The sequence below is a fragment of the Acidocella sp. KAb 2-4 genome (assembly GCF_020567705.1).
Classification (GTDB): domain Bacteria; phylum Pseudomonadota; class Alphaproteobacteria; order Acetobacterales; family Acetobacteraceae; genus Acidocella.
The window spans coordinates 59,205-81,233 of the sequence record NZ_JAJDJU010000003.1 but is presented as its reverse complement, the minus strand read 5'-3'; the positions used below and the strand labels follow the sequence as shown (position 1 = coordinate 81,233).

The window sequence follows — 22,029 nt, the reverse complement described above, 5'->3', positions numbered from 1 at the left end:
CCCTACTCCCCTGAACCAGATACGACAGGATTCCTGCGCCGCGCCGGGCGCGGCGTCAATCGAAACCCACACAAAGCCACAAAGTCAACAGATCGCCACATTCGCCGCAAGGCCGCCAAGGCTGGTTTCCTTGTATTTGCTCTGCATATCCAGCCCGGTCTGGCGCATCGTCTCGATCACCGCGTCCAGCGACACGATATGCGTGCCATCGCCCTGCAAGGCGAGCGAGGCCGCCGCGATCGCCTTGATCGCGCCAAACGCGTTACGCTCGATGCAGGGCACCTGCACCAGCCCGCCAATCGGGTCGCAGGTCATGCCGAGATGATGCTCCATGGCGATCTCGGCGGCGTTCTCGATCTGCGCATTGCTGCCGCCCAGCGCCGCGCACAGCCCGGCCGCGGCCATGGCCGAAGCCGACCCCACCTCGCCCTGGCACCCCACCTCGGCGCCGGAAATCGAGGCATTATGCTTGATCAGCCCGCCAATGGCGGCAGCGGTCAGGAAGAAGGTCTGAATCCCCCCGCTGGTCGCGGTCTCGCAGAAATCGCGGTAATAGCGCAGCACGGCGGGGATCACCCCGGCCGCGCCATTGGTCGGCGCGGTCACCACGCGCCCACCCGCCGCATTCTCCTCATTTACCGCCATGGCGAAGGCCGACACGTAATCGAGATGCGTGTGCGGGATGAATTCATTCCCTTGGGCGCGCTGCTGCAACCCGGCGAAGATGCGGTGCGCGCGGCGCTTGACCTTGAGCCCGCCCGCCAGTTCGCCCTCATGGGCCAGGCCGCGCTCGATGCAGGCGAACATGGTGGCGGCGATATTGTCGATATAGGCCACTACCTCCGCGCTCGGGCGGCGCGCGCTCTCATTCGCCAGGGCCAACTCGGCAATGCTCAGCCCCGCCCGCGCCGCAGCACTCAACATGTCCGCCGCATTACCATATTGATAAGGCAGCGCCTGCTCCGTGGGCGACTCATCCGCCTCGCCCTCGCGCACCACGAAGCCGCCGCCGATCGAAAACCAGATTTGCGCGATGAGTTCGCGCCCCGCCTGATCATAGGCGGCGAAGCGCATGGCGTTGGTGTGGCGCGTGAATTGGGCTTCGCGGTCGAAGATCACATCCCGCGCCGGATCGAATTCAATCTCACGCCCGCCCGGCAGGCGTAGCCTGTGTGTCGCCACGATATCGGCGGCCAGCCGTGCCGCGTCGTCCGGGCCGATCGCATCAGGCCGGCATCCGGCAAGACCGAGCAACATCGCCCGGTCCGTGGCATGGCCCTTGCCGGTCCAGGCCAGTGAGCCATAGGCGGTGGCGGTCAGCCGCGCGACCTCCGCCTCCTGCCCACTCAGGGCCTGGAGGAACGCATTGGCCGCGCGCATCGGGCCGACCGTGTGCGAGGAAGACGGGCCGAGGCCGATCCGGAACAGATCAAGCAGCGAAATGGACGAGGCGGAGGCGGGCTGCATTAACACTCCTTTCGCCGTCATTTTCCGCGCGGCGATTATACGCGCGAGCATAAGACAGAACCGAAGCGCACACCATTACTATAATTCCACAGAGAACCTCACAATTTGTGGCTGATTGCGCCTTTAGCCACGTAATCCAAAGCATAAGGCGCGGTAGATCGACACCCCGCCAGGCCCCCACAACCGGCTCGCGTAAGATTTGGTTTATAAAATCTTAATTTTTACACGCTTAACAAGAAGGTTAAATAAATTTATTGACCATTTCTTGCTGTGGTTGTATTTGTTGCTCAAACGAGCGGAGGCTGATATGAAAATCCTATCTTTTGAGACAGCATCGAATAAAAAAGACCTCCTAACCGCTTTTCTGCGCTCGCGCCTGGCCATTGTCGATGAAACCAACGACGCCGAGGAGGCGCTCGATCTGGTGAAGTTCTACGATTACGATGCAATCCTGCTGCGCCTGTCCGAGGAACGTCTGGGCGACCTCGAAATCATCCGCAAACTGCGCATGGCGCGGGTGCGCGCGCCGGTCGTGGCCGTGGCCCGCACGTTGAACGAGGCGGCCCGCCTGCGCGTCTTGCAGGCCGGGGCTGACGATTTGATCGTCGACGCGCTCTCCCATGAAGAAGTGTTCATGAAGGTACAGAACCTGATCCGCCGCTCGCGCGGCTTCCAGGAGAACGCGCTGCGCATCGGCTCGGTCGAGATCAACATGAACGCCAAGAAGATCTACGCCAAAGGCCGCCCGGTGACGCTGACCAAGAAGGAGTACCAGATCGCGGAGATCCTGGCGCTGCGCAAAGGAGTGGTGCTGAGCAAGGAGGCGATCCTCGACCATCTTTACGGCGGGCTGGACGAGCCGAACCCGAAAATCATCGACGTCTTCATCTGCAAAATCCGTAAGAAGCTGCAGGCGCTGGGCGTAGACGATTTTATCGAGACGAATTGGGGCCGCGGCTACATGGTAGTGGATCACCGCCCCGAAGCCGCCCCGGCCGATGGCCACGCACGCAATGTCTCCGCGGCAATGGAGCCGCAGGCCCGCGCCATCGCATAATCACCGCCAGCCGCCCCTCCATCGGGAGAGTTATGCGGAGATAGCATAACAAAACCCTCGTTACTTGCCTTAAGCGAATTCTTGGCTCCCCTCGTATAGGGGCAGCATAGATGCATCGCACGTGCCGCGAACCCGGTTGCACCGGGTACAGCAACGACGAGACGCATCCTGGTTTGGTTGAATGGGTCCGCTTGGGCCACGATCGATTGGGAGACGCCGATGTTGCTGACGAAGTTCATGCAGCGGTTCATAACGATGCGAAGTCCGCGCATCCCCGCCTGAGCGCGCCGCGCCGCCGCTAGTTTCAGCGCGCGCCGTTATCTTCCCTGTTGTTTGCGAATAATCGCCCGGGCCATTGCCGTCCGCTGACGATTTGCGAGGATGATCCGTTATGAGCCTGCTTCAAAACCGCCCGCCTGTCGGGCCGCTGCACCGTCACATCTCGCTGCGCCCGGACGCGCAGCCCCTGCCCGATGTCGCCGGCATGGTGCAAACCCTGCGGCCGGAGGAGCCGCTGCACTGCATTCGCCCGGCGGTGATCAGCACCCATGCGCGCGCCTTTACCGCCGCCTTCAATGGCGATGCGCTGTATGCGGTGAAATGCAACCCCGAGCCCGCCGTGCTGCGCGCCTTGTGGGAGGGCGGGATCCGGCATTTCGACTGCGCCTCGATCTCCGAGGTGACGCTGGTGCGCCGTCTTTTCCCTGGCGCTGACATCCACTTCATGCATCCGGTAAAATCCCGCCGCGCCATCCGGGAGGCCTGGATCATCAACGGCGTGCGCGATTTCGTGCTCGACTCCGCCGACGAGCTGCAAAAGATCCTGGAAGAAACCGGCCGCGACGAGGCCGCCGCCGTGGCCGCGCGCCCGGGGCTGTTCGTGCGCCTGGCGCTGCCGGAGACCGGCGCCGCGATCAATCTCTCCAAGAAATTCGGCGCCGATGTTGAGACGGCGGCGGCGTTGCTGCGCGCGGCGCGCCCCCATGCCGGCCGGCTCGGCGTGGCCTTCCATGTCGGCTCGCAATGCACCAACCCGCAAGCCTGGGGCGAGGCTATGGCCCTGGCTGGCGAGGTCATCCGCGCCGCCGGCGTGCGCGTGGATGTCATCGATGTCGGCGGCGGCTTCCCCACCGCCTATCCCGATATCGCCCCGCCCCCGCTCGGCGCCTTCATGGCCGAGATCGACGCCGCTTTCGCCCGGCTCAACCTGCCCGGCGTGAAGCTCTGGGCCGAGCCGGGGCGCGCGCTGGTGGCGGGCGGCGCCTCGGTGGTGGTGCAGGTGCAGCTGCGCAAGGGCGGCATGCTCTACATCAACGATGGCGTCTACGGCGCGCTGGGCGATGCCGGGGCGCTCGGCTTCCGCTTTCCCGTCCGCCTGCTGCGCCACACCCCGCGCCTGGGCGCGCCGGATGAGATGTTCGGCTTCTTTGGCCCGAGCTGCGATTCACTCGATGTGATGCGCGGCCCGTTCATCCTCCCCGGTGACGTGGCCGAGGGCGACTGGATCGAGATCGGCCAGCTCGGCGCCTACGGCACCTGCCTGCGCACCGGCTTCAACGGGTTCGACCGCGCGGCTTTAGCCGAGGTCTCCGATGGCGCCATGCTGCAAACCGCGGGCTACGAGCCGGAAGATCTATGATCCGCCGGGCCGGGGCTTCCCGGCCCGCGCATTTTGCGGGAGGGTGGGCGCATGCTGCTCATCACCCGCATCATCCCCGACGCCGTCCTCGCCCGTGCCCGCGCGGAATACCAAACCCGCGAACTACGCCATACCGGGCCGTTCGATCCCGCCAGGCTGCTGAGCAACCTTGACGGCGTAACCGCCATCCTCTGCAACGCCTCGGACCGCTTTGACGCCGCGCTGATCAACGCCCTGCCTGCCGCGGTGAAGGTGATCGCCACCTACAGCGTCGGCGTCGAGCATATCGACCTGGATGCCGCCGCCGCACGGGGCATCGCCATCGCCAACACGCCCGACGTGCTCACCGACGCCACGGCCGAGCTGGCGCTGATGCTGATGCTGATGGCGGCCCGCCGCGCGGGTGAGGGCGAGCGCCTGCTGCGCGCCGGCCAATGGCCGGGCCTAACCCCCACCTTCCTGCTCGGGCGCGATGTGCATGCCAAGCGTCTCGGCATTTTCGGCATGGGGCGCATCGGCCGCGCGCTGGCACGCATGGCGCACGGGCTGAACATGGAAATCCATTACCACAACCGCACCCGCCTGCCCGCCGTGCTGGAAGAGGGCGCGATCTACCATGAAAGCGATGCGGACTTCCTCGGCGGCATCGATTTCCTGTCGCTCAACGCCCCCGGCGGCGCCGGCACGAAAGGCTGGCTGAACGCCGCGCGCATCGCCATGCTCCGACCCGGCGCGATCGTGGTGAATACCGGGCGCGGCAGCATCGTCGATGACGATGCGCTCATCGCCGCGCTGCGCAGCGGCCATGTCGCCGCCGCGGGGCTAGATGTGTTCAACAACGAACCCGCCCTGCATCCCGATTACCTGACGCTCGAAAACGCCGTGCTGATGCCGCATATCGGCTCGGCCACCGTAGAGACGCGCAACGCCATGGGCTTTCTGGCGCTGGATGGCATAGCTTCGGCGCTGCAGCGTTTTGATAAGGATCAATGAGCGCCGCCGCAGCCAAGCGCAAAGTTTCCGCGAATTCACCAAGACGCAAAGGAAGCCTGTCTACATGTCCATTCACCTCAAGGTTCTGTTCGCCCTCGCCAATGGGGAGCATGCCCGTTTCGTGCGGCCAACGGAGGAGGACAACACGCTGCATTCATCGAGCCGGGTCGTGCCTGAGGATGGCCATCCCGGCGCCGCCAGCCATACCCATGCGCAGGACAAGAACAAATTCGCCGCCTGGGTGGCGGAGCAGCTCAACCAGCATGTCTCCAGCTATGACGAGCTGGTGCTGGTCGCCCCCGCGCATACGCTGAGCGTGATCCGCGAGCATCTGAACAAGCAGGCCGCTGCCAAAGTGGTCGGCTCGGTGGACAAGGACCTCGCCAAGACCGCCGATGGCGAGTTGTGGCCGCATATCCGCCAATGGGTGCGCCCGGTGCACCGGCAGAAAGTGATCTAACGCCGCCGCGCCAACATCAGGCCGCCCCGCAACGGGCGGCCTTTTTTCTTGGCATTATTCGCGCCGCCAGACCGGCTCTTTCAATTTGTCGATGAATTTGTCATGCGCCGCCAGCTGCTCCGGCGCTGGCTGGATCAGCCGCGGCGTGCGCGTGGCGGGGGCGCTGTATTGCGCGAAGGCGAGGCTCTCCTCGGCCTCCAGTACCAGCCCGCGCTGCCGCCCGCCGGTGAGTTCCACATACACATCGGCCAGCAGCTTGCAGTCGAGCAGCGCGTTATGCGTGGTGCGGGCGGAGAGATCGATATCGAAGCGCCGGCACAGCGCGTCCAGGCTGTTGGGCATGCCGGGGAAGCGCTGCTTGGCCAGCACCAGCGTATCGACCATGCGCGCTTTGTCGAGCGGCTTGCGGCCGACGCGCTCCAACTCGGCCGAGATGAAGCCGAAATCAAACGGCGCGTTATGCGCGACGAGCGGTGAGTCGCCGAAGAATTTCAGCATCTCATCGGCCACGTCAACGAATTTCGGCTTACCCTCGACATGCGCGTTGGTGATGCCGTGCACGCGCGTGCTGTCAGAGGGGATGTCCCGCTCAGGGTCGAGCAGCGCGTAGAATTGCGCGCCGGTCGGCAAATCGTTGAACAGCTCGATGGCGGCGATCTCGATCACGCGGTCGCCGGTGAGCGGCTCGAAGCCGGTGGTTTCCGTGTCGAACAAAACAGACCGGCTCACAGTTTCAGCTCCTCGATGATGCGCGCCACCTGCGCCTGCGTGGCCTCCAGCGTGCCGCTCGTCTCCACCACGAAATCCGCGCGGCGCCGCTTTTCGGCATCGGGCATCTGGCGGGCGATGATCGCCTCGATCTGCGCGCGCGGCACGCCGCGGTTGAGCACCCGCGCGAGCTGCGTCTCCCGCGGGCAGGAGACGGTGATGATCTTGTCCACCCGCCCCTCGCCGCCAACCTCGAACAGCAGCGGAATGTCGAGCAGCACGGCGCGGCGCCCCGCACGCTCGGCCTTGGCGATGAACGCCCCCTCCATTGCCCGCACCAGCGGGTGCATGATCGCCTCCAGCCGCTTCATCGCCGCGTCATCGGCCAGCACCTGGGCGCGCAAGGCGGCGCGGTCCAGCACGCCATCCGCCACCACGCCGGGGAAGGCGGCGGCCAGCGCCGGGATCGCCGCGCCATGCGGGGCTTGCAATTCATGCACCGCCTCATCGGCATTGAAGGCGGAAATACCGCGCGCCGCGAACATCCCGGCCACGGTGGACTTGCCCATGCCGATGCCGCCGGTGAGGCCCAGCACCTTCATGCGGCGACAATCTGGTAAAGTTCCGCATCCACTTGCGGCGTCACGCCAAACCAAGCGGCGAAGCCCGGCACCGCCTGATGCAGCAACATCCCCAGCCCCTCCACCGGGCGCAGCCCACACGCCGCGGCGTGCTTCAGCAACGCTGTCTCCAGCGGGGCGTAAACGATATCCGCCACCGCCATCCCCGCGCTGGCACGGCCGAGATCCATCTCCAGGGGCGGGTTATGCACCATGCCGAGCGCGGTGGTGTTCACCAGCAGCGCGTAATCGGCCAGCGCGGCCGCGCGGCTGGCCCAGGGCAGCACCCGCGCCGGCGGCAGGGCGGCGGCCAGGGCTTCGGCGCGGTCTTGCGTGCGGTTGCACAGCGTCACCTCGGCTCCCGCCTCCTGCAAGGCAGCGGCAATCGCCCGTGCCGCCCCGCCCGCGCCCAGAATCAGCGCCGGTCCAGCCGCCGGATCCACCCCATGCGCGCGCAGATTGGCGACAAAGCCGTAACCATCGGTATTGCGCCCCTCGATGCCTTGCGGCGTGAACACCAGCGTGTTCACCGCCCCGGCGCGGCGCGCCGTCTCGTCCACATGATCGCACACCGCAAACGCGGCCTCCTTATGCGGAATGGTGACATTCGCCCCCGCGAACCCGGCCTGGGCCAGGGCGCGCACCACGGCGGGGAAATGCTCGGGCGCCACCGGCAGCGGCACATAGGCGCCGTCTATGCCGTGGCGCTCAAGCCAGGTGCCGTGGATGCGCGGGGAGCGGGAATGGGAAACCGGCCAGCCGATGACACCGGCCAACCGGGCGGAGCCGGTCAGGAGTCGCATGCGGGCACAGCACCACGGCGCCAGGCGCTTGCCAAGAGCAGCAGCAGCGCGACCGGCACCAGATGCGCGTATTGCGGCGCCCAAGGCAGCAGGCCGGGGGCGAACCAGGCGAGGAAGAACAGCACCGGCTCGCCGGGCGCAAAGCCGCTGCGCAACCGCTCCCGCACCAGCAGCGCCGTGGCCAGCGTGGTGATCAGCAGGTCGTATACATGCAGATACGGGCTGGCCAACGCCGAGAGGATCAGCAGCGCCGGGACCGAGCGCGTCTTCAGCCCCGCCAGCACCGCCGCCACACTCACCAGCCCCTGCGCCGCCATGGCTCCGCCCAGGCCCAGATAAGGCTTCACCACCGCGAACACGCTCACCAGCCCGCCCGCAAATTCCGGCGGCTGGCCGGTGAGCAGCACATTGCTCATCACCGGGCTGGTATAATGCATAAACCCCGCCCAGGCCGCCGGCCCAAACGCCCAGAGCGAGGCCGCCGCCAGCCCCGCCGCCGCCAGCGCCGCATACATGAATCCGATGGGCGCCCGGCGCAGCAGATAAAGCGGCAGCACCAGCCCAAGCTGCGGCTTGACTGTAGCCAGCCCAATGAGCGCCCCGCCCAGGCGCGGACGCGCGCCCAGCAGCAGCCCGCCACCGATCAGCGCCGTCATCAACTCGGCGTTCTGATGCTCCAGCACGCTTTCCAGCGTCGCCGGGGCCAGCAGCATGGCCGCCACAAACCACCAGCTCTGCCCGGCGAGGCGCAACACCAGGGCGAGCAGCGCCAGGCTGGCGGCATCAAAGCTCAACACCGCCGGCCATGGCGGCAACCCGGCGAACACGCTGGCGAGCAGCCCATAGGTCGGCGGGTAGCTCCACAGATGATAAGGCAGCTTGCCGTACAGCCCCTCCAGAAACGCTTGGTAGGCGGTATGGTCGAACAACACCGGCAACTGCCCGTGGCGGAGCAGAAACCCCCCGGCCCAGAAATCGAGCCCATCGCGCAGCGCCTTGCCCTGCAGGCCGTGGCGCACGCCCCAGATCACGGCCACCGCCTCGAACACCGACGGCAAGGCGCACAGCCCCACCAGAAGGCTGAGTTTAACACGGTGCTGGAATTGACTTTTTTCGGCCATATGCGCTTTATTCCGGGCTTTCCGACGCCTTGAAAGCACATCCATGATTTCCGCGCTAATGCCGAATTACAATCGGGCCGACATCTGCTTCGAACACGGCCAAGGGGCCTATCTGTTCGACGAGACCAGGCGCCGATACCTGGATTTCGGCGCGGGCATCGCCACCTCCTCGCTCGGGCACGGGCATCCGCATCTGGTGCGCGCAATCGCCGAGCAGGCGGCCAAGGTGATCCATGTCTCCAACCTCTACCGCGTGAAGCAGGCCGAGCGGCTTGCCGCGCGCTATGTCGCCGCAAGCTTCGCCGACAGCGTGTTCTTCTGCAATTCCGGCGCCGAGGCGAATGAGGGGCTGGTGAAGGCCATGCGCAAGACGCAGGCCGATGAGGGCCACCCCGAGCGCACCCGCGTGATCTGCTTCGAGGGCGCCTTCCACGGCCGCACCCTGGCGATGATCTCGGCCACCGGCAACCCGAAATATTTAGCCGGATTCGGCGAGCCCGTGCCGGGCTTCGACCATGTCCCGCTCAACGACATCGCCGCCGTGCGCGCCGCCATCACCCCGCAAACGGCGGGGATTCTGGTGGAGCCGATCCAGGGCGAGGGCGGCATCCGCGCCGTCAACCCCGGCTTCCTGCAAGCCCTGCGCGATCTGTGCGACGAGCACGGCCTGCTGCTCGGCTTCGACGAGGTGCAGACCGGCATGGGCCGCACCGGCAAGCTGTTCGCGCATGAATGGCATGGCGTGACGCCGGATGTGCTGTCTTCGGCCAAGGGCATTGGCGGCGGCTTCCCCATGGCGGCGGTGCTGGGCACCGAGCGCGTGGCCAAGGCGCTGGTGCCGGGCAGCCACGGCACCACCTATGGCGGCGGGCCGCTGGCCTGCGCGGCGGGCAACGCGGTGCTCGATGTGATCCTGGCCGATGGCTTCCTCGACCAGCTTACCGCCACAGCCGCCTTCCTGCGCGCCGGGCTGGAGGCGCTGGTGGTGGCGCATCCCGCCGTGTTCACCGAGGTGCGCGGCATGGGCCTGCTGCTCGGGCTGAAATGCACGCCGCCCAATGGCGAGGTGCAGGCCGCCGCCCTGACCCACGGCCTGCTCACCGTGGCGGCGGGCGACAACGTGCTGCGCCTGGCGCCGCCCCTGATCATCGGCCAGGCCGAATGCGAGGAGGCGCTGGCCCTGCTCGGCGAGGTCGCCGCGCAGCTGGCGGCCCAGGCGGGAGCAGCGGCGAAATGAGCGCGGCGATCGACCTCAAGGGCGGCGCGCCCCGGCATTTCCTCGACCTGCGGCATTTCTCCAGCGCCGAGCTGCGCGCCCTGCTCGACTCGGCGGCGGCGTTCAAGCGCAACCGCGGCAGCGGCAAGAAGCCGTTGGCTGGCAAGACATTGGCGATGATCTTCGAGAAACCCTCCACCCGCACGCGCGTCTCCTTCGAGGTCGCGGCGCGCGAGCTGGGTGGCGACGCCATCGTGCTCTCCTCGCGCGACATGCAAATCGGCCGCGGCGAGACCATCGCTGACACCGCCAACGTGCTCTCGCGCTTCGTGCATGGCATCATGCTGCGCACCGATTCCGCCGCCAAGCTGCACGAGTTGGCCCGGCACGCCGGCGTGCCGGTGATCAATGGCCTTACCGACCTCTCCCATCCCTGCCAGATCATGGCCGACATCCTCACCTTCGAGGAGCATCGCGGCCCGGTGGCGGGGCAAAAGATCGCCTGGGTGGGCGATGGCAATAATGTCGCCGCCTCGTTCATCGAGGCCGCGGCGCGCTTCAACTTCACCCTGCATCTGGCCTGCCCGGCCGGGTATTGGCCACGCGCCGAGGTGCTGGAATGGGCCAAGGCCGAGGGCGCGGATATCGAGATCAGCATCGACCCGGAACCGGCGGTGGAGGATGCGGCCTGCATCGTCACCGACACCTGGCTCTCAATGGCCGACAGCGAGGACGAAGCCGCCGCCCGCGCCGCCGCCTTCGCCCCCTATCAGGTGACGCCGGCGCTGATGGCCATGGCCGCGCCGGGTGCGATCTTCCAGCATTGCCTGCCCGCGCATCGCGGCGAGGAAGTGGCCGCCGAGGTGATCGACGGCCCGGCCTCGGTGGTGTTCGACGAGGCCGAGAACCGGCTGCACGCGCAGAAGGCGATCCTGGCCTGGAGCATGGGCTGACATTGTAAAGCAGGCGGGGCGGCTTATTTCCCATGCAGAGGAGAAACGCCATGTCCAAGCTGCTCGACAAAGCCGCCCTCGCCACCCTGCCCGGCAAATGGCATCTTGCCGCCGACGGCAAATCCATCCACCAGAATTTCACCTTCAAGAATTTCGCCGAAGCGTTTTCCTTCATCACGCATGTGGCGCTGCTGGCGGAAAAGGCCGATCATCACCCGGATTGGTCAAACAGCTACAACAAGGTGAGCATCACCCTGACCACCCATGATTCGGGGGGTGTGACCACCAAGGACATCGCGCTGGCCGAGGCGATCTCGCATTTCGTCTGGCTGCCGCAATAGCGGGGTTTATCCCCCCGGCATCACCGGCACCCAGCGCGGGCCCGGGTTGGTGCCATCCGCCGCGTTACCGCTGATCAGGAACACCGGCGGATTGCCGCCCAACGCCTTCAGCTTGGCTTGCAGCTCATCCGCCGCGGCCACGGTTTCGCCATTGAGCTGCTCGATCACATCGCCCGGCACGATGCCGGCCTTGGCCGCCGGGCCGCTGGCCGAGAGCACGCTCACCCCGTTATCCGCCGGTGTGACCGCAACACTCAGCCCCAGGCCGGGCAGAGCCACCGGGCCAGGGGCGGCGGGGGTAATGCTCTCATCCAGCGCCGGCGGCGGCACCCTGATGATGATCTGCGCCTGAGCCGGCGCGCCATCGCGCCAATAGCTGACCGCCACGCGCTGCCCAGCCGGGATCTCGGCGGTGCGGATCTGCAAGGCGCGCGGATTATCCACGCTCACCCCGGCCAGCTTGGTGATCACATCACCCACGCGCAGCGTGCCATCAGCCGGGCTGCCGGGCGAAACCTCACCGACCAGCGCGCCGCCTGGGCCCGGCAGATGCAGCGCCGCCTGCACCTGGGGGGTGACATCCTCACTGGCGACGCCGAGCCAGCCGCGGGTCATCGCGCCGTCATGCGCCAGCGCCTCGGCCACCGGCTCGGCCATGGCGGAGGGAATGGCGAAGCCCACGCCGTCCGAGGTGCCGTTGGGGGCGTAGATTGCGGAATTCACCCCCACCACCTGCCCCGCCATATTGAACATCGGCCCGCCGGAATTGCCCTTGTTGATGGCGGCATCGGTCTGGATCAGGTCGTCGAAATCGGTGTCGCCAATGTCACGGTGCAGGGCGCTCACGATGCCGGCCGAGTTGGAGCCAGGCAGGCCGAACGGGTTGCCCACGGCAAGCACCCAATCCCCGACACGCAATTTGCCGGAGTCGCCAAACGTCACATAAGGCAGCTTGTGCCCGGCATCGACTTTCAGCACCGCGAGATCGGCCGGTTTGTCCCGCCCCGCGATGGCGGCGGTGTAGACGGTGCCATCGGGGAAGGTAACGATGACCGTGTCGGCGCCGTTCACCACATGCTCATTGGTGAGGATGTACCCCGCCGGGTCAAACACGAAGCCGGAGCCTAGAGATTCGATCGTTTTTGGCGGCGGCACCACGGTGCCGGCGGTGTTGTCCGGCGTGTCCGCGGTGGTCTGCGGGCCGCTATCACCGCCATCGCCGCCGTTGTCGCCCCCATTATCACCACTATTATCGCCCGCCGGCGCCATGGCGGCGATGCTGACCACCGCGGGCATCACCTTGGCCGCGAGATCGGCCAAAGGCGGCGGCATATCAGCCGCGCGGGCAACGCCCCCGGCCAGGAGAAACAGCGCGCAGAGCGGGCGGGCGGAAAACGGCATGAGGCGAGTTTGCGGGCGGGGACCGATCTTCGCAAGAGGGGATTGGCGGGATATGTCTTGGCGCATGACCGAAGATGATATCCGCGCCGCGCTGGCGCCATTCAATCTCACCCGCCGCTTGGACGGGGTGCATGTGCGCGACGGGCTGGTGCAGGTGAGCCTGACCGCCACGCGCGAGGAAGCCGCCGGGCTGGAGCCGCTGCGCCGCGAGGTGGAGGCCGCCCTGCGCGCCCTGCCCGGCGTAAAATCGGCCGCCGTGGTGCTCACCGCCCATGCCGCGCCCCCCGCCCCGCCCACCGCCGAAACCGTGCTGCCGGGGGTGAAGCATGTCGTCGCCGTGGCCTCGGGCAAGGGCGGCGTCGGCAAATCCACCGTGGCCGTGAACCTCGCGGTGGCGCTGGCGCAGAGCGGGCTGAAGACCGGGCTGCTGGATGCCGATATCTACGGCCCCTCGCTGCCCAAGATGCTCGGGCTGACGCGCAAGCCCGAGGTGCGGGAGGGCCGGATGATCCCGCTGGAGGCCTGGGGCGTGCGGGTCATGTCCATCGGCTTCCTGGTGCCCGAGGATAAGGCGCTGATCTGGCGCGGACCGATGGTGATGGGCGCGCTCAACCAGATGCTCGGCCAGGCCGATTGGGGCGAGCTCGACGTGCTGGTGGTGGACATGCCGCCCGGCACCGGCGACGCCCAGCTCACCCTGGCGCAGAAGGCCAAGCCCGCCGGCGCGGTGATCGTCTCCACCCCGCAGGACATTGCGCTGCTGGACGCGCGCCGCGGCGTGCAGATGTTTGCGCAGGTTGGCGTGCCGGTGCTCGGCGTTGTCGAAAACATGTCGTATTTCTGCTGCCCGAATTGCGGCCACCGCTCGGATATCTTCGGCCATGGCGGCGCGCGGGCCGAGGCTGAGCGCCTGGGCGTGCCGTTCCTCGGCGAGATCCCGCTGCAACTGGCCATCCGCGAAGCGGGCGATGCCGGTGCCCCGGTGGTGGCCAGCCAGCCGCAGAGCCAAGTCGCCGAAGCATTCCGCGACCTCGCCGCGCAAGTGGCGCAGGCGCTGGCCGGCTGATGGCCGAAATCGGGTTCTACCACCTCACGCGGTCGGACGTGTTCACCGCCCTGCCCGCCCTGCTCGGGCGTACGTTGCAGGCGGGCGAGAAGGCGCTGGTGGTCTGCCCGGACGACGCGCTGCTGAAGGCGCTGGATGAACGGCTATGGACCTGCCACACCCCCGACTGGCTCCCCCATGGCACCGATAAAACGCCGCACCCCGAGTGGCAGCCGATCTTCCTCACCCTGCGCGGCGAGGACAACCCGGCGCACGCGGCCTTCCTGTTCCGCATCAACGGCGCCGGCGCCGAGGCCGAGGGCTTCAAGCGCGTGTTCGACCTGTTCGACGGCAATGACGGCGCCGCCGTCACCGCCGCGCGCGAACGCTGGCGCGCCGCCAAGGCGGGGGGCCACAACCTGACCTATTGGAAACAAGAAGACACGGGCTGGGTGAAGGCGGGGTAGGCAATCTTACGCCTCATGGAAACGAACGGAGAAAAAATGTATTTTTCGATCACCCCCATGGGTAACATGGGCAATCGGCTGTTGGAGTACATGGCCGCTCTAGCCGTCGCGCTCTATATCCCGGAAGCAGTCACCTATAACTGTCACCTGCCCGAGATCGGTTTGGCTTTCGATTCCGACCGGCATGAACACATGCTCGCCGATCAGGAAAACAGCCTAATTATCCATGACACGGACCTGACAGCCCCCGCAAAAACAGCAGATAACATTATCGCCTCCGGCAAAAAGAACATCGTATTTCGGGGCTATTTTCAACGGCATGATTTGTACGCAGAACCGGAATTTTATCGCGATCTGCTTTTCAAAAAACAACCTCTCGACATCGAACCGTTCAGCGACGACGATATCGTAATCAATATACGCGCCGGTGAAATCCTCACTGGCGGTGTCTACTGGTATCCCTTGGTCCCCGTAAATTTTTACCAGATGCTGGTCAAAACCACCGGCCGCCGCCCCGTCTTTCTCGGGCAGATTCAGGATTGCGCCTATATCCGAGCCATCCAAGCGGCGTTTCCTGAGGCGCGGTTCATTCCCAGTGGCGGCCCCCTGGCCGATTTCAACCGGTTGCTGCACGCAAAGCATCTCTGCATTACCGTAAGTACATTTTCCTGGCTGGCCGCCTGGCTCTCCGAAGCGGCTGAAATTCACTATCCGCTGCTGGGCTTCCTGCATCCGTTTTGTCTACCCAATCGCGCGCACGGCCTCGGCGGGATCGACCTCACACCGCTAGGTGATCCTCGATACCGTTATCATCTATTTCCTATACTCCTGGCCTCGGCAGAAGCCGATTATCTTAAGTTCACGCAATCGCTAAATCCCGTCACAGAAGCCATCTCGGATGATTGCGTGCGCCACATCTCACACAAAGCCCGCGAGCAATACAGTGACATCGACATAGCCAGCCATGAATCGTACCTGCGGCGGCACCCCGATGCAGCCTGGAGCATCAGCCGGGGGCAATGTGTTAGCGTGGCGCAGCACCACGAAAAAATTGGGAAGCTTCACGGCTACGATTTGTATGTTCTTCCGCCGCGCCCGCGTGCGAAAAATATCGCCTTGGGCAAGCCCGCGACGCAAAGTTCTGTTTGCGCGTGGTCGGTTGGAAAAACGCCAGAAACAGATGCGGCCGGTGCAGTAGACGGCACGATTGACGGAAAATATTCCTTCCACACAGATGTCGAAAATCATCCCTGGTGGCAGGTAGACCTCTCAAAATCATTAGAAATTTCGGAAATCTGGATATTCAACCGTATCGACAATCAGGTCGTCTCACATCGGGCGAACAGTCTTGCTATAGAAATTTCTGAAATGGAGGATGAATATTTCGAGGCCTTTCGCTACGAGTCCGATGCGCCATTTGGCGGGGCCGACGGTAAGCCTCTGATTTTCAAGCCCGCGCAGCCAATCCGCGGCCGTTTCGTGAGGGTAAAACTGCTAAAGCGGGACTTTCTACACCTGGAGCAGGTCGAAGTTTATGGGACCACTCCCCCATAATGACGGGGTCACAACTCACCCTTTCAGCCGAACCCCATGAAACCAGTATTGGGTTAATTTAATTTCCATCGCCGGACCGCCACGCTAAGCTTACCCTGAGGATGGGGTAAGACCCCGCGTGAGGAGGACGACAGCGATGATCACAATGCCACGGGATATCGTGCTGAGCGCGCTGCTGACAGGCATTGCCTTTCTCCCAGGCTGTGCGGAGCAGCCCCCACGCATGGCGGCGGCCCAGCCCATGGCCGTGCGTTTCTCGCTCGACACCCCGGTGTCGCGCATCGCCGCCGACCCGCGCGGCAAGGCGGTGCTGAGCCGCGACGTGCCGGGGCTGATGGCCAGCCGCAGCTACCCGCTGTTTGAGGATATGAGCCTGATGCAGATCGCCTCGTTCTCCGGCGGCAGGCTGCCGCAGAGCAAGCTAGACCAGGTGCAGGCCGATCTCGCGCTGCTGCCCGCCTGCGACCAGTTGGGGCAATAATACCTACCCACCCAATAACGGGCCGAAACCCATCCGGTGATGCGGCGTGGCGCCGCGGGCGATGATTGCCTCGCGGTGGATCTGGGCGGCATAGCCCGCATTCTTCTCCCAGCCATAATCCGGGTAGCGCGTGGCGAGGCGCTGCATCAGCCCGTCACGGGTTTGCTTGGCCAAAATCGACGCCGCCGCGATGGAGAGCGAAAGCGCGTCGCCCCCCACCAGCGTCGTGCAGGGCAGGCCGCAGCGCGGGTCGCGGTTGCCGTCCACCAGCACATGGCTCGGCGCCACCGGCAGCCGGGCGATGGCGCGGCGCATGGCCAGCATCGAGGCATGCAGAATGTTCAGCGCAAAAATCTCCCGCACCGAGGCCGCGCCCAGCGCCATTACCGCACCGCTCTCGCGCAGCGCCGCCAGCGCCCGCGCCCGCCGCGCGGCGGAGAGCTTCTTGGAATCATCGATCAGCCGGGCCAGCTCGTCGGGCAAGTCGGCGGGCAGGATCACCGCCGCCGCCACCACCGGCCCGGCCAGCGGGCCGCGCCCCACCTCGTCCACCCCGGCCACCAACCCGCCCAGGCGGCGCTCATGCGCGAGATCAGGCATCGCGGAATCCGGCGAAGAAATCGCTCAGCAGGGCGGCGCAATCAGCCTCGCGCACGCCGCCGATCACCTCCGGCTTATGGTGCGTGGTGGCGTGCGAAAACACGCGCGGCCCATGCTCCACCCCGCCCGATTTCGGGTCGTAAGCGCCAAACACCACCCGGCCGACGCGGAACGCCGCGATCGCCCCGGCGCACATGGCGCAGGGCTCCAGCGTCACCGTCAACGTGCAATCGGCCAGATATTTGCCGCCCCGCGCGGCGCGGGCGGCAGTGAGCACCAGCATCTCGGCATGGGCGGCGGGATCCTGCCCGGCCTCGGTGCGGTTGCCCGCCACGGCCAGCACCACACCGGCGGCGTCGGTCAGCACCGCGCCTACCGGCACCTCACCGGCTTCGGCGGCGCGGCGGGCTTCGCTGAGGGCTATCTCCATCGGGGTTTTCATCGCCGCGCAGATTTGCCTTCCATGGCGGCGCGGGTCTAGGTGCAAGGCATGAAAAAACGCCCTTTGATTGGTCTGACCCTGGATGCCGAACCCGCTGGCGGCTGGTCGAAATATCCGTGGTACGCGCTGCGGCAAAATTACACCGAGGCGGTGAACAGCCTCGGTGGGCTGGCCGTGGCCCTGCCGCACGACGCGGCGCTGGCCGATGCGTATCTCGACCGGCTGGACGGGTTGATCGTCACCGGCGGCGCGTTCGACGTGGACCCGGCCCTGTATGGCGAGACCGAGCGCCACCAGACCGTGGAGCTGAAGGCGGACCGCACCACCGCCGAGATGGCCTTTCTGCAAGGGGCGCTGCGGCGCGACATGCCCGTGCTGGGCATTTGCGGCGGGCAGCAATTGCTGGCCGTGGCGCTGGGCGGCACGCTGTTCCAGCATATCCCCGACGCCATCGCGGATGCGCTGGAGCATGAGCAGAAGACCAGCCATTACGAGCCGGGCCACACGGTGCAAATCACCCCCGGCACGCGGCTTTATGAGATCGTGGGCGCCACGATGCAGGTGAACACCTCGCACCATCAGGCCGTGCGCGCGCCAGGGCGCAGCGTGGTCAACGCCGTGGCGCCGGATGGGGTGATCGAGGGCATCGAAGATCCCGCGCGCAAATTCTGCATTGGCGTGCAATGGCACCCGGAATATTTCGTCGATCCGGGCGATACCGCGCTGTATCAAGCCTTCCTGGCGGCGTGCCATGACTGAGGCGGAGGACACCGCCCGCGGCGAGCGCATCGCCAAATTCCTCTCCCGCGCCGGGGTGGCCAGCCGCCGCGATGCCGAGGCGATGATCGCCGCCGGGCGCGTGCGGCTGAATAACGAGCCGGTGACGCAGCCCGCGACCTTCGTGAAACCCGGCGACATGGTGCTGGTGGACGGCAAGCCCGTGGACGCGCCGGAACGCACGCGGCTATGGCGCTACCACAAGCCCGACGGCCTGGTGACCACGCATAAGGACCCGGAAGGCCGCCCGACCGTGTTCGACAATCTGCCGCCCGGCATGCCGCGCGTGATCTCGGTGGGGCGGCTGGATCTCACCTCCGAGGGGCTGCTGCTGCTCACCAATGACGGTGCGCTCGCCCGCAAGCTGGAATTGCCCGCGATGGGCTGGCTGCGCCGCTACCGCGTGCGCGTGCATGGCGGCGTCGCTCCCGACAAGCTGAAGCGCCTGGCCGATGGCATGGTGGTGGAGGGCGTGAAATACGGGCCGATCGAGGCGCATATCGACTCCGTGCAGCGCTCCAACACCTGGCTCTCGATGAGCCTGCGCGAGGGCAAGAACCGCGAGATCCGCCGCGTGATGCAGGCGCTGGAACTGCCGGTCACGCGGCTGATCCGGGTCGCCTACGGGCCGTTCCAGCTCGGCACGCTGCCGCGCGGCTGCGCCGAGGAGGTGAACGGCAAGGTGCTGCGCGAACAGGTGCCGGGCCTGGAGAAGTGAGCGCGCCGCGCATCATCGCCGGGGCGTTCAAAGGCCGCAAACTCGCCGCGCCCGAGGGGGTGGAGACCCGCCCCACCAATGCCCGCGCCCGCCAGGCGGTGTTCGACATTCTGGCCCACGCCCCCTGGTGCGATCTGCGCGGGTCGACGGTGCTGGACGTCTTCGCAGGCACCGGCGCCTATGGGCTGGAGGCGCTCTCGCGCGGCGCCGCGCGGGTGGTGTTCTTCGAGCAGGCACCGGCCGCGCTCAAGGCGCTGCGCGCCAACATCGCCGCTTGTAAGGCCGGGAGCGTGGCCCGCGTGGTGGCGGGCGATGTGCTGGCCGCCCCGCCCGGCGAACCGCATGATCTGGTGTTCCTCGACCCGCCTTACGGGCACGATCTGGTGCCGCAGGCGCTGGCGGCGCTCACATCGCGCGGCTGGATCGCTCCCGGCGCGCTGATCGTGGCCGAGCTTGGCCCGGATGACGCGCTGGAGACGCCCGAACCATTGGCCGAGCGCGCCCACGGCAAGGCGCGGGTGAAGATCTGGCGCGCTAGCTGACCACTGGCAGCCGCGCCTCGGCGAGGCGCAGGAAATTACCGAAGATCGTCTGCGCCGCGCCATGCAGGGCGGGGAAATGCCGCGCCACCTCGGCCTGGATCTGCGCCAGCCCGCCCGGGCCGCGCACGCGCTCCAGCGCCGCCGCGTATTCCGGCAAATGCGCCCAATCCCCCGCCGTGCTGGTGGTCAGCTCCATGTGGAATTGCAGCCCGTACGCCGCCTCGCCCAGGCGGAAGGCCTGCACCGGGCAAGCCTCTGAGGCCGCCAGCCGCACCGCCCCGTCGGGCAGGCGCTTCACCTCCGCCCCATGCCATTGAAAGCAGGTGCACAGCGCCGACACGCCGTCGAAAATCGGGTCGGCCTGCACCGGCACATGGGCGATGCCCACTTCCGGCGCCCCTTCCATCGGGCCGACATGCCCGCCGCGCGCCTGCGCCAGCAGCTGGTGGCCAAGGCAGATGCCCAGATAAGGCCGCCCCGCCTCGGTCCAGGCGCGGATCGCGTCCATCTCCGCCAGCAGCCAGGGATGTTTATCGGTTTCCCACACATCCATCGGCCCGCCCATCACCAACAACGCGTCGAAGCCTTCCAGCGGCGGGATCACCCCGCCCTCATCCAGCTCCACCGCATGCATCTCGTGCCCCTCGCGGGCCATCACCGCGCGGAAACTGCCTGGATGCTCGGAAACCGCATGTTGAAACACCAGAATTCTCATTCGAATACGTCCTCCCCGCGCCGAGTATTGCCGCCGCCGAAAGTTGCGCAACCCTTACATTGAGCAGCGGTTAACAATTATCAGCTTTGATTGCCGCTGTATTTACCATCGGGGCGTGACCATGGACTACCTGCATTTCGGCGGATCGGCGGGGGTGACATTGGCGGCGCTGGGGCTGCTTGGCGCGGCGCTGGCGGCGATGCGGCTGGATAGCCTGGCCGCGCGGCGTCGCCAGCGAACGGAGGAAGCCGCGCACCGGCAATGGAGCCGGAGCCTCGCGGATGCGAGTTTCGACGGGCTGCTGGTGCACCGCCAGGGCGTGATCCTGATGATGAACCGCGCGCTGGTGCGCATGCTCGGCGTGCGCGAACGCGAATGGCTGGGACAGAGCTTCGCTACCCTGGCGCGGGACGATCAGGTGGCGGGCCTGCGCGCCGAGCTGGAAGCGCCACAGGCCGCGCCACAGGATTTCACCCTGCTGCGCGCCAACAAGACCGAGATGATCGTCGAACTCGCCAGCCAGTGCGTGGCGTTCGAGGGCCAGCCCGCGACCGCCACCGCGATCCGCGATGTCACCCAGCTGCGTGGTTATGAGGCCCATATCGCCCGGCTGACGCATTATGACGCGCTGACCGGCCTGCCCAATCGCGGCCTCTTCAACGAGCTGCTGCGCCGCGCCGTCGCTGAAACTGCACGCGGCCAGACGGGGCTGACGCTGATCCTGATGGATCTCGACAACTTCAAGGCGCAGAATCAGCTGCTCGGGCGGGGCGGGGGCGATGCGCTGCTGCAGATGCTCACCGCGCGCCTGAGCGCCATGCTGGGGCCGGACGATGCCCTGGCCCGGCTCAGCGGCGACAAATTCGCCGTGTTGCTCGGCGCGGGCGGACCGCCCAACCGCGGGCTCAGCCTCGGCGGGCAACTGCAAGCGGCCTGCGGCGAGCCTTTCATCGTCGAAGGCCGGCTGGCCAAGCTCAGCCTGTCGGTTGGGCTGGCCATGTACCCCGAGCACGCGGCAGATGGCGACGGCCTGCAACGCGCCGCCGAGCTGGCGCTGGAGCAGGCCAGGCTGGCTGGCGGCGGCGGGCTGCATCTCTACCGGCACGAGGACAGCGCCCCGCGGGCCGCCTGGGTCGCCGGGCCGGCCGAGGCCCCGGCGGATGATCTGCGCGGGGCGCTGGCGCGGGGAGAAATCCGACTGCTCTACCAGCCAATGTTCAGCTTGGCCGATCTGTCGCTCAGCGGGTTCGAGGCGCTGCCCCGCTGGCAGCACCCGGCGCGCGGCCTGCTCGGGCCGGAGGCGTTCACCCCGCTCGCCGAGGCCGCCGGACTCGCGGACGAGCTTTACTGCCAGCTCATCGAGCGCGCCTGCGCCGAGGCCATGGCCGTGGGGGCGCCGCGCATGGCGCTCAACCTGCTGCCGGCACGGGGCATCGGCGAGGCCCTGCCAGCGTGCCTCGCCGCCATCCTGCGCAAAACCGGGCTGCGGCCGGAGGTGCTGGAAATCGAGATGACCGAGGCGCTGCTCGCCAATCAGCCGGATCTGATCGCGCTGCTGCCTGGGCTGCGGAGCCTCGGCGTCGGCGTCGCGCTCGATGATTTCGGCACCGGCGCCTCCTCGCTCAACGCCGTATGCGGCCTGCCCTTGACCCGGCTGAAAATCGACCGCCGCCATATCGCCAAGCTGGGGCAGGACAAGAATGCCGACACCATGGTGAGCGCGACCCTCAGCCTCGCGGCAAATCTGCGCCTGGAAGTGACGGCGCTGGGGGTAGAGACTGAGTCCACCCTGACCCTGCTGCGCCGGGCGGGCTGCCACGCCGCACAGGGCAAGCTGCTGGGCGAGCCCGCCTCGCGCGCCGTGGCGAGGCCCGTGGTGCTGCGCGAGGCCGCCGCCGGTTAACCGGGA

General features: G+C 66.8%; 24 protein-coding genes. 15 read left to right on the top strand and 9 right to left on the bottom strand.

Annotated features, from left to right (window positions below; translation table 11 throughout):
* Positions 1 to 84: 84 nt before the first annotated feature.
* Positions 85 to 1,467, bottom strand: a complete 1,383-nt coding sequence (locus LI953_RS03510; RefSeq protein WP_227074647.1) for an L-serine ammonia-lyase — start codon at positions 1,465 to 1,467, stop codon at positions 85 to 87.
* A gap of 307 nt (positions 1,468 to 1,774) precedes the next feature.
* On the opposite strand from LI953_RS03510, the gene LI953_RS03505 reads away from it, so the two are divergent.
* From LI953_RS03505 to LI953_RS03490, 4 genes are all read left to right on the top strand, one after another.
* On the top strand, positions 1,775 to 2,524 hold the full coding sequence (locus LI953_RS03505; RefSeq protein ID WP_227074646.1) for a response regulator transcription factor: 750 nt from the start codon (positions 1,775 to 1,777) through the stop codon (positions 2,522 to 2,524).
* A 391-nt stretch (positions 2,525 to 2,915) separates the two neighbouring features.
* The gene (locus tag LI953_RS03500) at positions 2,916 to 4,163 is read left to right on the top strand and encodes a type III PLP-dependent enzyme (RefSeq protein ID WP_227074645.1); all 1,248 of its coding nucleotides are present in this window, start codon (positions 2,916 to 2,918) and stop codon (positions 4,161 to 4,163) included.
* Between the two features lie 51 nt (positions 4,164 to 4,214).
* Positions 4,215 to 5,156: a D-glycerate dehydrogenase gene (locus LI953_RS03495; protein ID WP_227074644.1), complete on the top strand. Its 942-nt coding sequence runs from the start codon at positions 4,215 to 4,217 to the stop codon at positions 5,154 to 5,156.
* Positions 5,157 to 5,220: 64 nt separating this feature from the next.
* Entirely contained in the window at positions 5,221 to 5,616 is a 396-nt protein-coding gene (locus tag LI953_RS03490; RefSeq protein WP_227074643.1) for a host attachment protein, read from the top strand.
* 54 nt (positions 5,617 to 5,670) lie between these two features.
* On the opposite strand, the gene dnaQ is transcribed toward LI953_RS03490, so the two are convergent.
* The 4 genes from dnaQ to LI953_RS03470 are packed head-to-tail and all read right to left on the bottom strand — an operon-like array spanning position 5,671 to position 8,868.
* Complete coding sequence (dnaQ, locus tag LI953_RS03485) at positions 5,671 to 6,345, bottom strand: DNA polymerase III subunit epsilon (protein WP_227074642.1); 675 nt, start codon at positions 6,343 to 6,345, stop codon at positions 5,671 to 5,673.
* Positions 6,342 to 6,926, bottom strand: coding sequence for a dephospho-CoA kinase (coaE, locus tag LI953_RS03480; protein ID WP_227074641.1), 585 nt, complete (start codon positions 6,924 to 6,926; stop codon positions 6,342 to 6,344). The genes dnaQ and coaE overlap by 4 nt, the downstream gene beginning before the upstream one ends.
* Positions 6,923 to 7,747, bottom strand: coding sequence for a shikimate dehydrogenase (locus LI953_RS03475; RefSeq protein WP_227074640.1), 825 nt, complete (start codon positions 7,745 to 7,747; stop codon positions 6,923 to 6,925). The genes coaE and LI953_RS03475 overlap by 4 nt, the downstream gene beginning before the upstream one ends.
* Positions 7,735 to 8,868, bottom strand: coding sequence for a glycosyltransferase 87 family protein (locus LI953_RS03470; RefSeq protein WP_227074639.1), 1,134 nt, complete (start codon positions 8,866 to 8,868; stop codon positions 7,735 to 7,737). The genes LI953_RS03475 and LI953_RS03470 overlap by 13 nt, the downstream gene beginning before the upstream one ends.
* 43 nt (positions 8,869 to 8,911) lie before the next feature.
* Between LI953_RS03470 and LI953_RS03465 the strand changes: the two genes are divergently transcribed.
* From LI953_RS03465 to LI953_RS03455, 3 genes are read left to right on the top strand one after another with little or no spacing between them, the layout of a single operon-like run.
* Positions 8,912 to 10,105 (top strand): aspartate aminotransferase family protein, encoded by a 1,194-nt coding sequence (locus tag LI953_RS03465; RefSeq protein ID WP_227074638.1) that lies wholly within the window; start codon positions 8,912 to 8,914, stop codon positions 10,103 to 10,105.
* The gene (gene argF / locus LI953_RS03460) at positions 10,102 to 11,037 is read left to right on the top strand and encodes an ornithine carbamoyltransferase (protein ID WP_227074637.1); all 936 of its coding nucleotides are present in this window, start codon (positions 10,102 to 10,104) and stop codon (positions 11,035 to 11,037) included. The genes LI953_RS03465 and argF overlap by 4 nt, the downstream gene beginning before the upstream one ends.
* A 50-nt stretch (positions 11,038 to 11,087) precedes the next feature.
* Positions 11,088 to 11,378, top strand: a complete 291-nt coding sequence (locus LI953_RS03455; RefSeq protein WP_227074636.1) for a 4a-hydroxytetrahydrobiopterin dehydratase — start codon at positions 11,088 to 11,090, stop codon at positions 11,376 to 11,378.
* A 6-nt stretch (positions 11,379 to 11,384) separates the two neighbouring features.
* On the opposite strand, the gene LI953_RS03450 is transcribed toward LI953_RS03455, so the two are convergent.
* Complete coding sequence (locus LI953_RS03450; RefSeq protein WP_227074635.1) at positions 11,385 to 12,779, bottom strand: trypsin-like peptidase domain-containing protein; 1,395 nt, start codon at positions 12,777 to 12,779, stop codon at positions 11,385 to 11,387.
* A 64-nt stretch (positions 12,780 to 12,843) separates the two neighbouring features.
* Between LI953_RS03450 and LI953_RS03445 the strand changes: the two genes are divergently transcribed.
* The 4 genes from LI953_RS03445 (at position 12,844) to LI953_RS03430 (ending at position 16,326) form a co-directional block, all read left to right on the top strand.
* On the top strand, positions 12,844 to 13,845 hold the full coding sequence (locus LI953_RS03445) for an Mrp/NBP35 family ATP-binding protein (protein WP_227074634.1): 1,002 nt from the start codon (positions 12,844 to 12,846) through the stop codon (positions 13,843 to 13,845).
* On the top strand, positions 13,845 to 14,291 hold the full coding sequence (locus LI953_RS03440; protein ID WP_227074633.1) for a DNA polymerase III subunit chi: 447 nt from the start codon (positions 13,845 to 13,847) through the stop codon (positions 14,289 to 14,291). Before LI953_RS03445 ends, LI953_RS03440 begins: the two co-directional genes overlap by 1 nt.
* A 36-nt stretch (positions 14,292 to 14,327) precedes the next feature.
* Positions 14,328 to 15,845, top strand: coding sequence for a discoidin domain-containing protein (locus LI953_RS03435; RefSeq protein WP_227074632.1), 1,518 nt, complete (start codon positions 14,328 to 14,330; stop codon positions 15,843 to 15,845).
* A 136-nt stretch (positions 15,846 to 15,981) separates the two neighbouring features.
* Positions 15,982 to 16,326 carry a hypothetical protein gene (locus tag LI953_RS03430; RefSeq protein ID WP_227074631.1) on the top strand — a complete coding sequence of 115 codons (345 nt, stop codon included), beginning with the start codon at positions 15,982 to 15,984 and terminating at the stop codon, positions 16,324 to 16,326.
* Between the two features lie 3 nt (positions 16,327 to 16,329).
* Here the strand turns inward: LI953_RS03430 and LI953_RS03425 are convergent, their stop codons facing one another.
* Both LI953_RS03425 and LI953_RS03420 read right to left on the bottom strand, forming a co-directional pair.
* Positions 16,330 to 16,926 carry a ribonuclease HII gene (locus LI953_RS03425; RefSeq protein WP_227074630.1) on the bottom strand — a complete coding sequence of 199 codons (597 nt, stop codon included), beginning with the start codon at positions 16,924 to 16,926 and terminating at the stop codon, positions 16,330 to 16,332.
* Positions 16,919 to 17,356 carry a nucleoside deaminase gene (locus tag LI953_RS03420; RefSeq protein WP_227074629.1) on the bottom strand — a complete coding sequence of 146 codons (438 nt, stop codon included), beginning with the start codon at positions 17,354 to 17,356 and terminating at the stop codon, positions 16,919 to 16,921. Before LI953_RS03420 ends, LI953_RS03425 begins: the two co-directional genes overlap by 8 nt.
* A 60-nt stretch (positions 17,357 to 17,416) precedes the next feature.
* Here LI953_RS03420 and LI953_RS03415 point away from each other — a divergent pair, with 60 nt between their 5' ends.
* The 3 genes from LI953_RS03415 to rsmD are packed head-to-tail and all read left to right on the top strand — an operon-like array spanning position 17,417 to position 19,405.
* Positions 17,417 to 18,127, top strand: coding sequence for a gamma-glutamyl-gamma-aminobutyrate hydrolase family protein (locus tag LI953_RS03415; protein ID WP_227074628.1), 711 nt, complete (start codon positions 17,417 to 17,419; stop codon positions 18,125 to 18,127).
* A complete protein-coding gene (locus LI953_RS03410) occupies positions 18,120 to 18,863 on the top strand; it encodes a pseudouridine synthase (protein ID WP_227074627.1) in 744 nt (247 codons plus the stop codon). The genes LI953_RS03415 and LI953_RS03410 overlap by 8 nt, the downstream gene beginning before the upstream one ends.
* Positions 18,860 to 19,405, top strand: a complete 546-nt coding sequence (gene rsmD, locus LI953_RS03405; protein WP_227074626.1) for a 16S rRNA (guanine(966)-N(2))-methyltransferase RsmD — start codon at positions 18,860 to 18,862, stop codon at positions 19,403 to 19,405. Before LI953_RS03410 ends, rsmD begins: the two co-directional genes overlap by 4 nt.
* On the opposite strand, the gene LI953_RS03400 is transcribed toward rsmD, so the two are convergent.
* Complete coding sequence (locus LI953_RS03400) at positions 19,398 to 20,120, bottom strand: type 1 glutamine amidotransferase (protein ID WP_227074625.1); 723 nt, start codon at positions 20,118 to 20,120, stop codon at positions 19,398 to 19,400. The genes rsmD and LI953_RS03400 overlap by 8 nt on opposite strands.
* 121 nt (positions 20,121 to 20,241) lie before the next feature.
* On the opposite strand from LI953_RS03400, the gene LI953_RS03395 reads away from it, so the two are divergent.
* Positions 20,242 to 22,023, top strand: coding sequence for a bifunctional diguanylate cyclase/phosphodiesterase (locus LI953_RS03395; protein ID WP_227074624.1), 1,782 nt, complete (start codon positions 20,242 to 20,244; stop codon positions 22,021 to 22,023).
* The last annotated feature ends 6 nt before the right edge of the window (positions 22,024 to 22,029 follow it).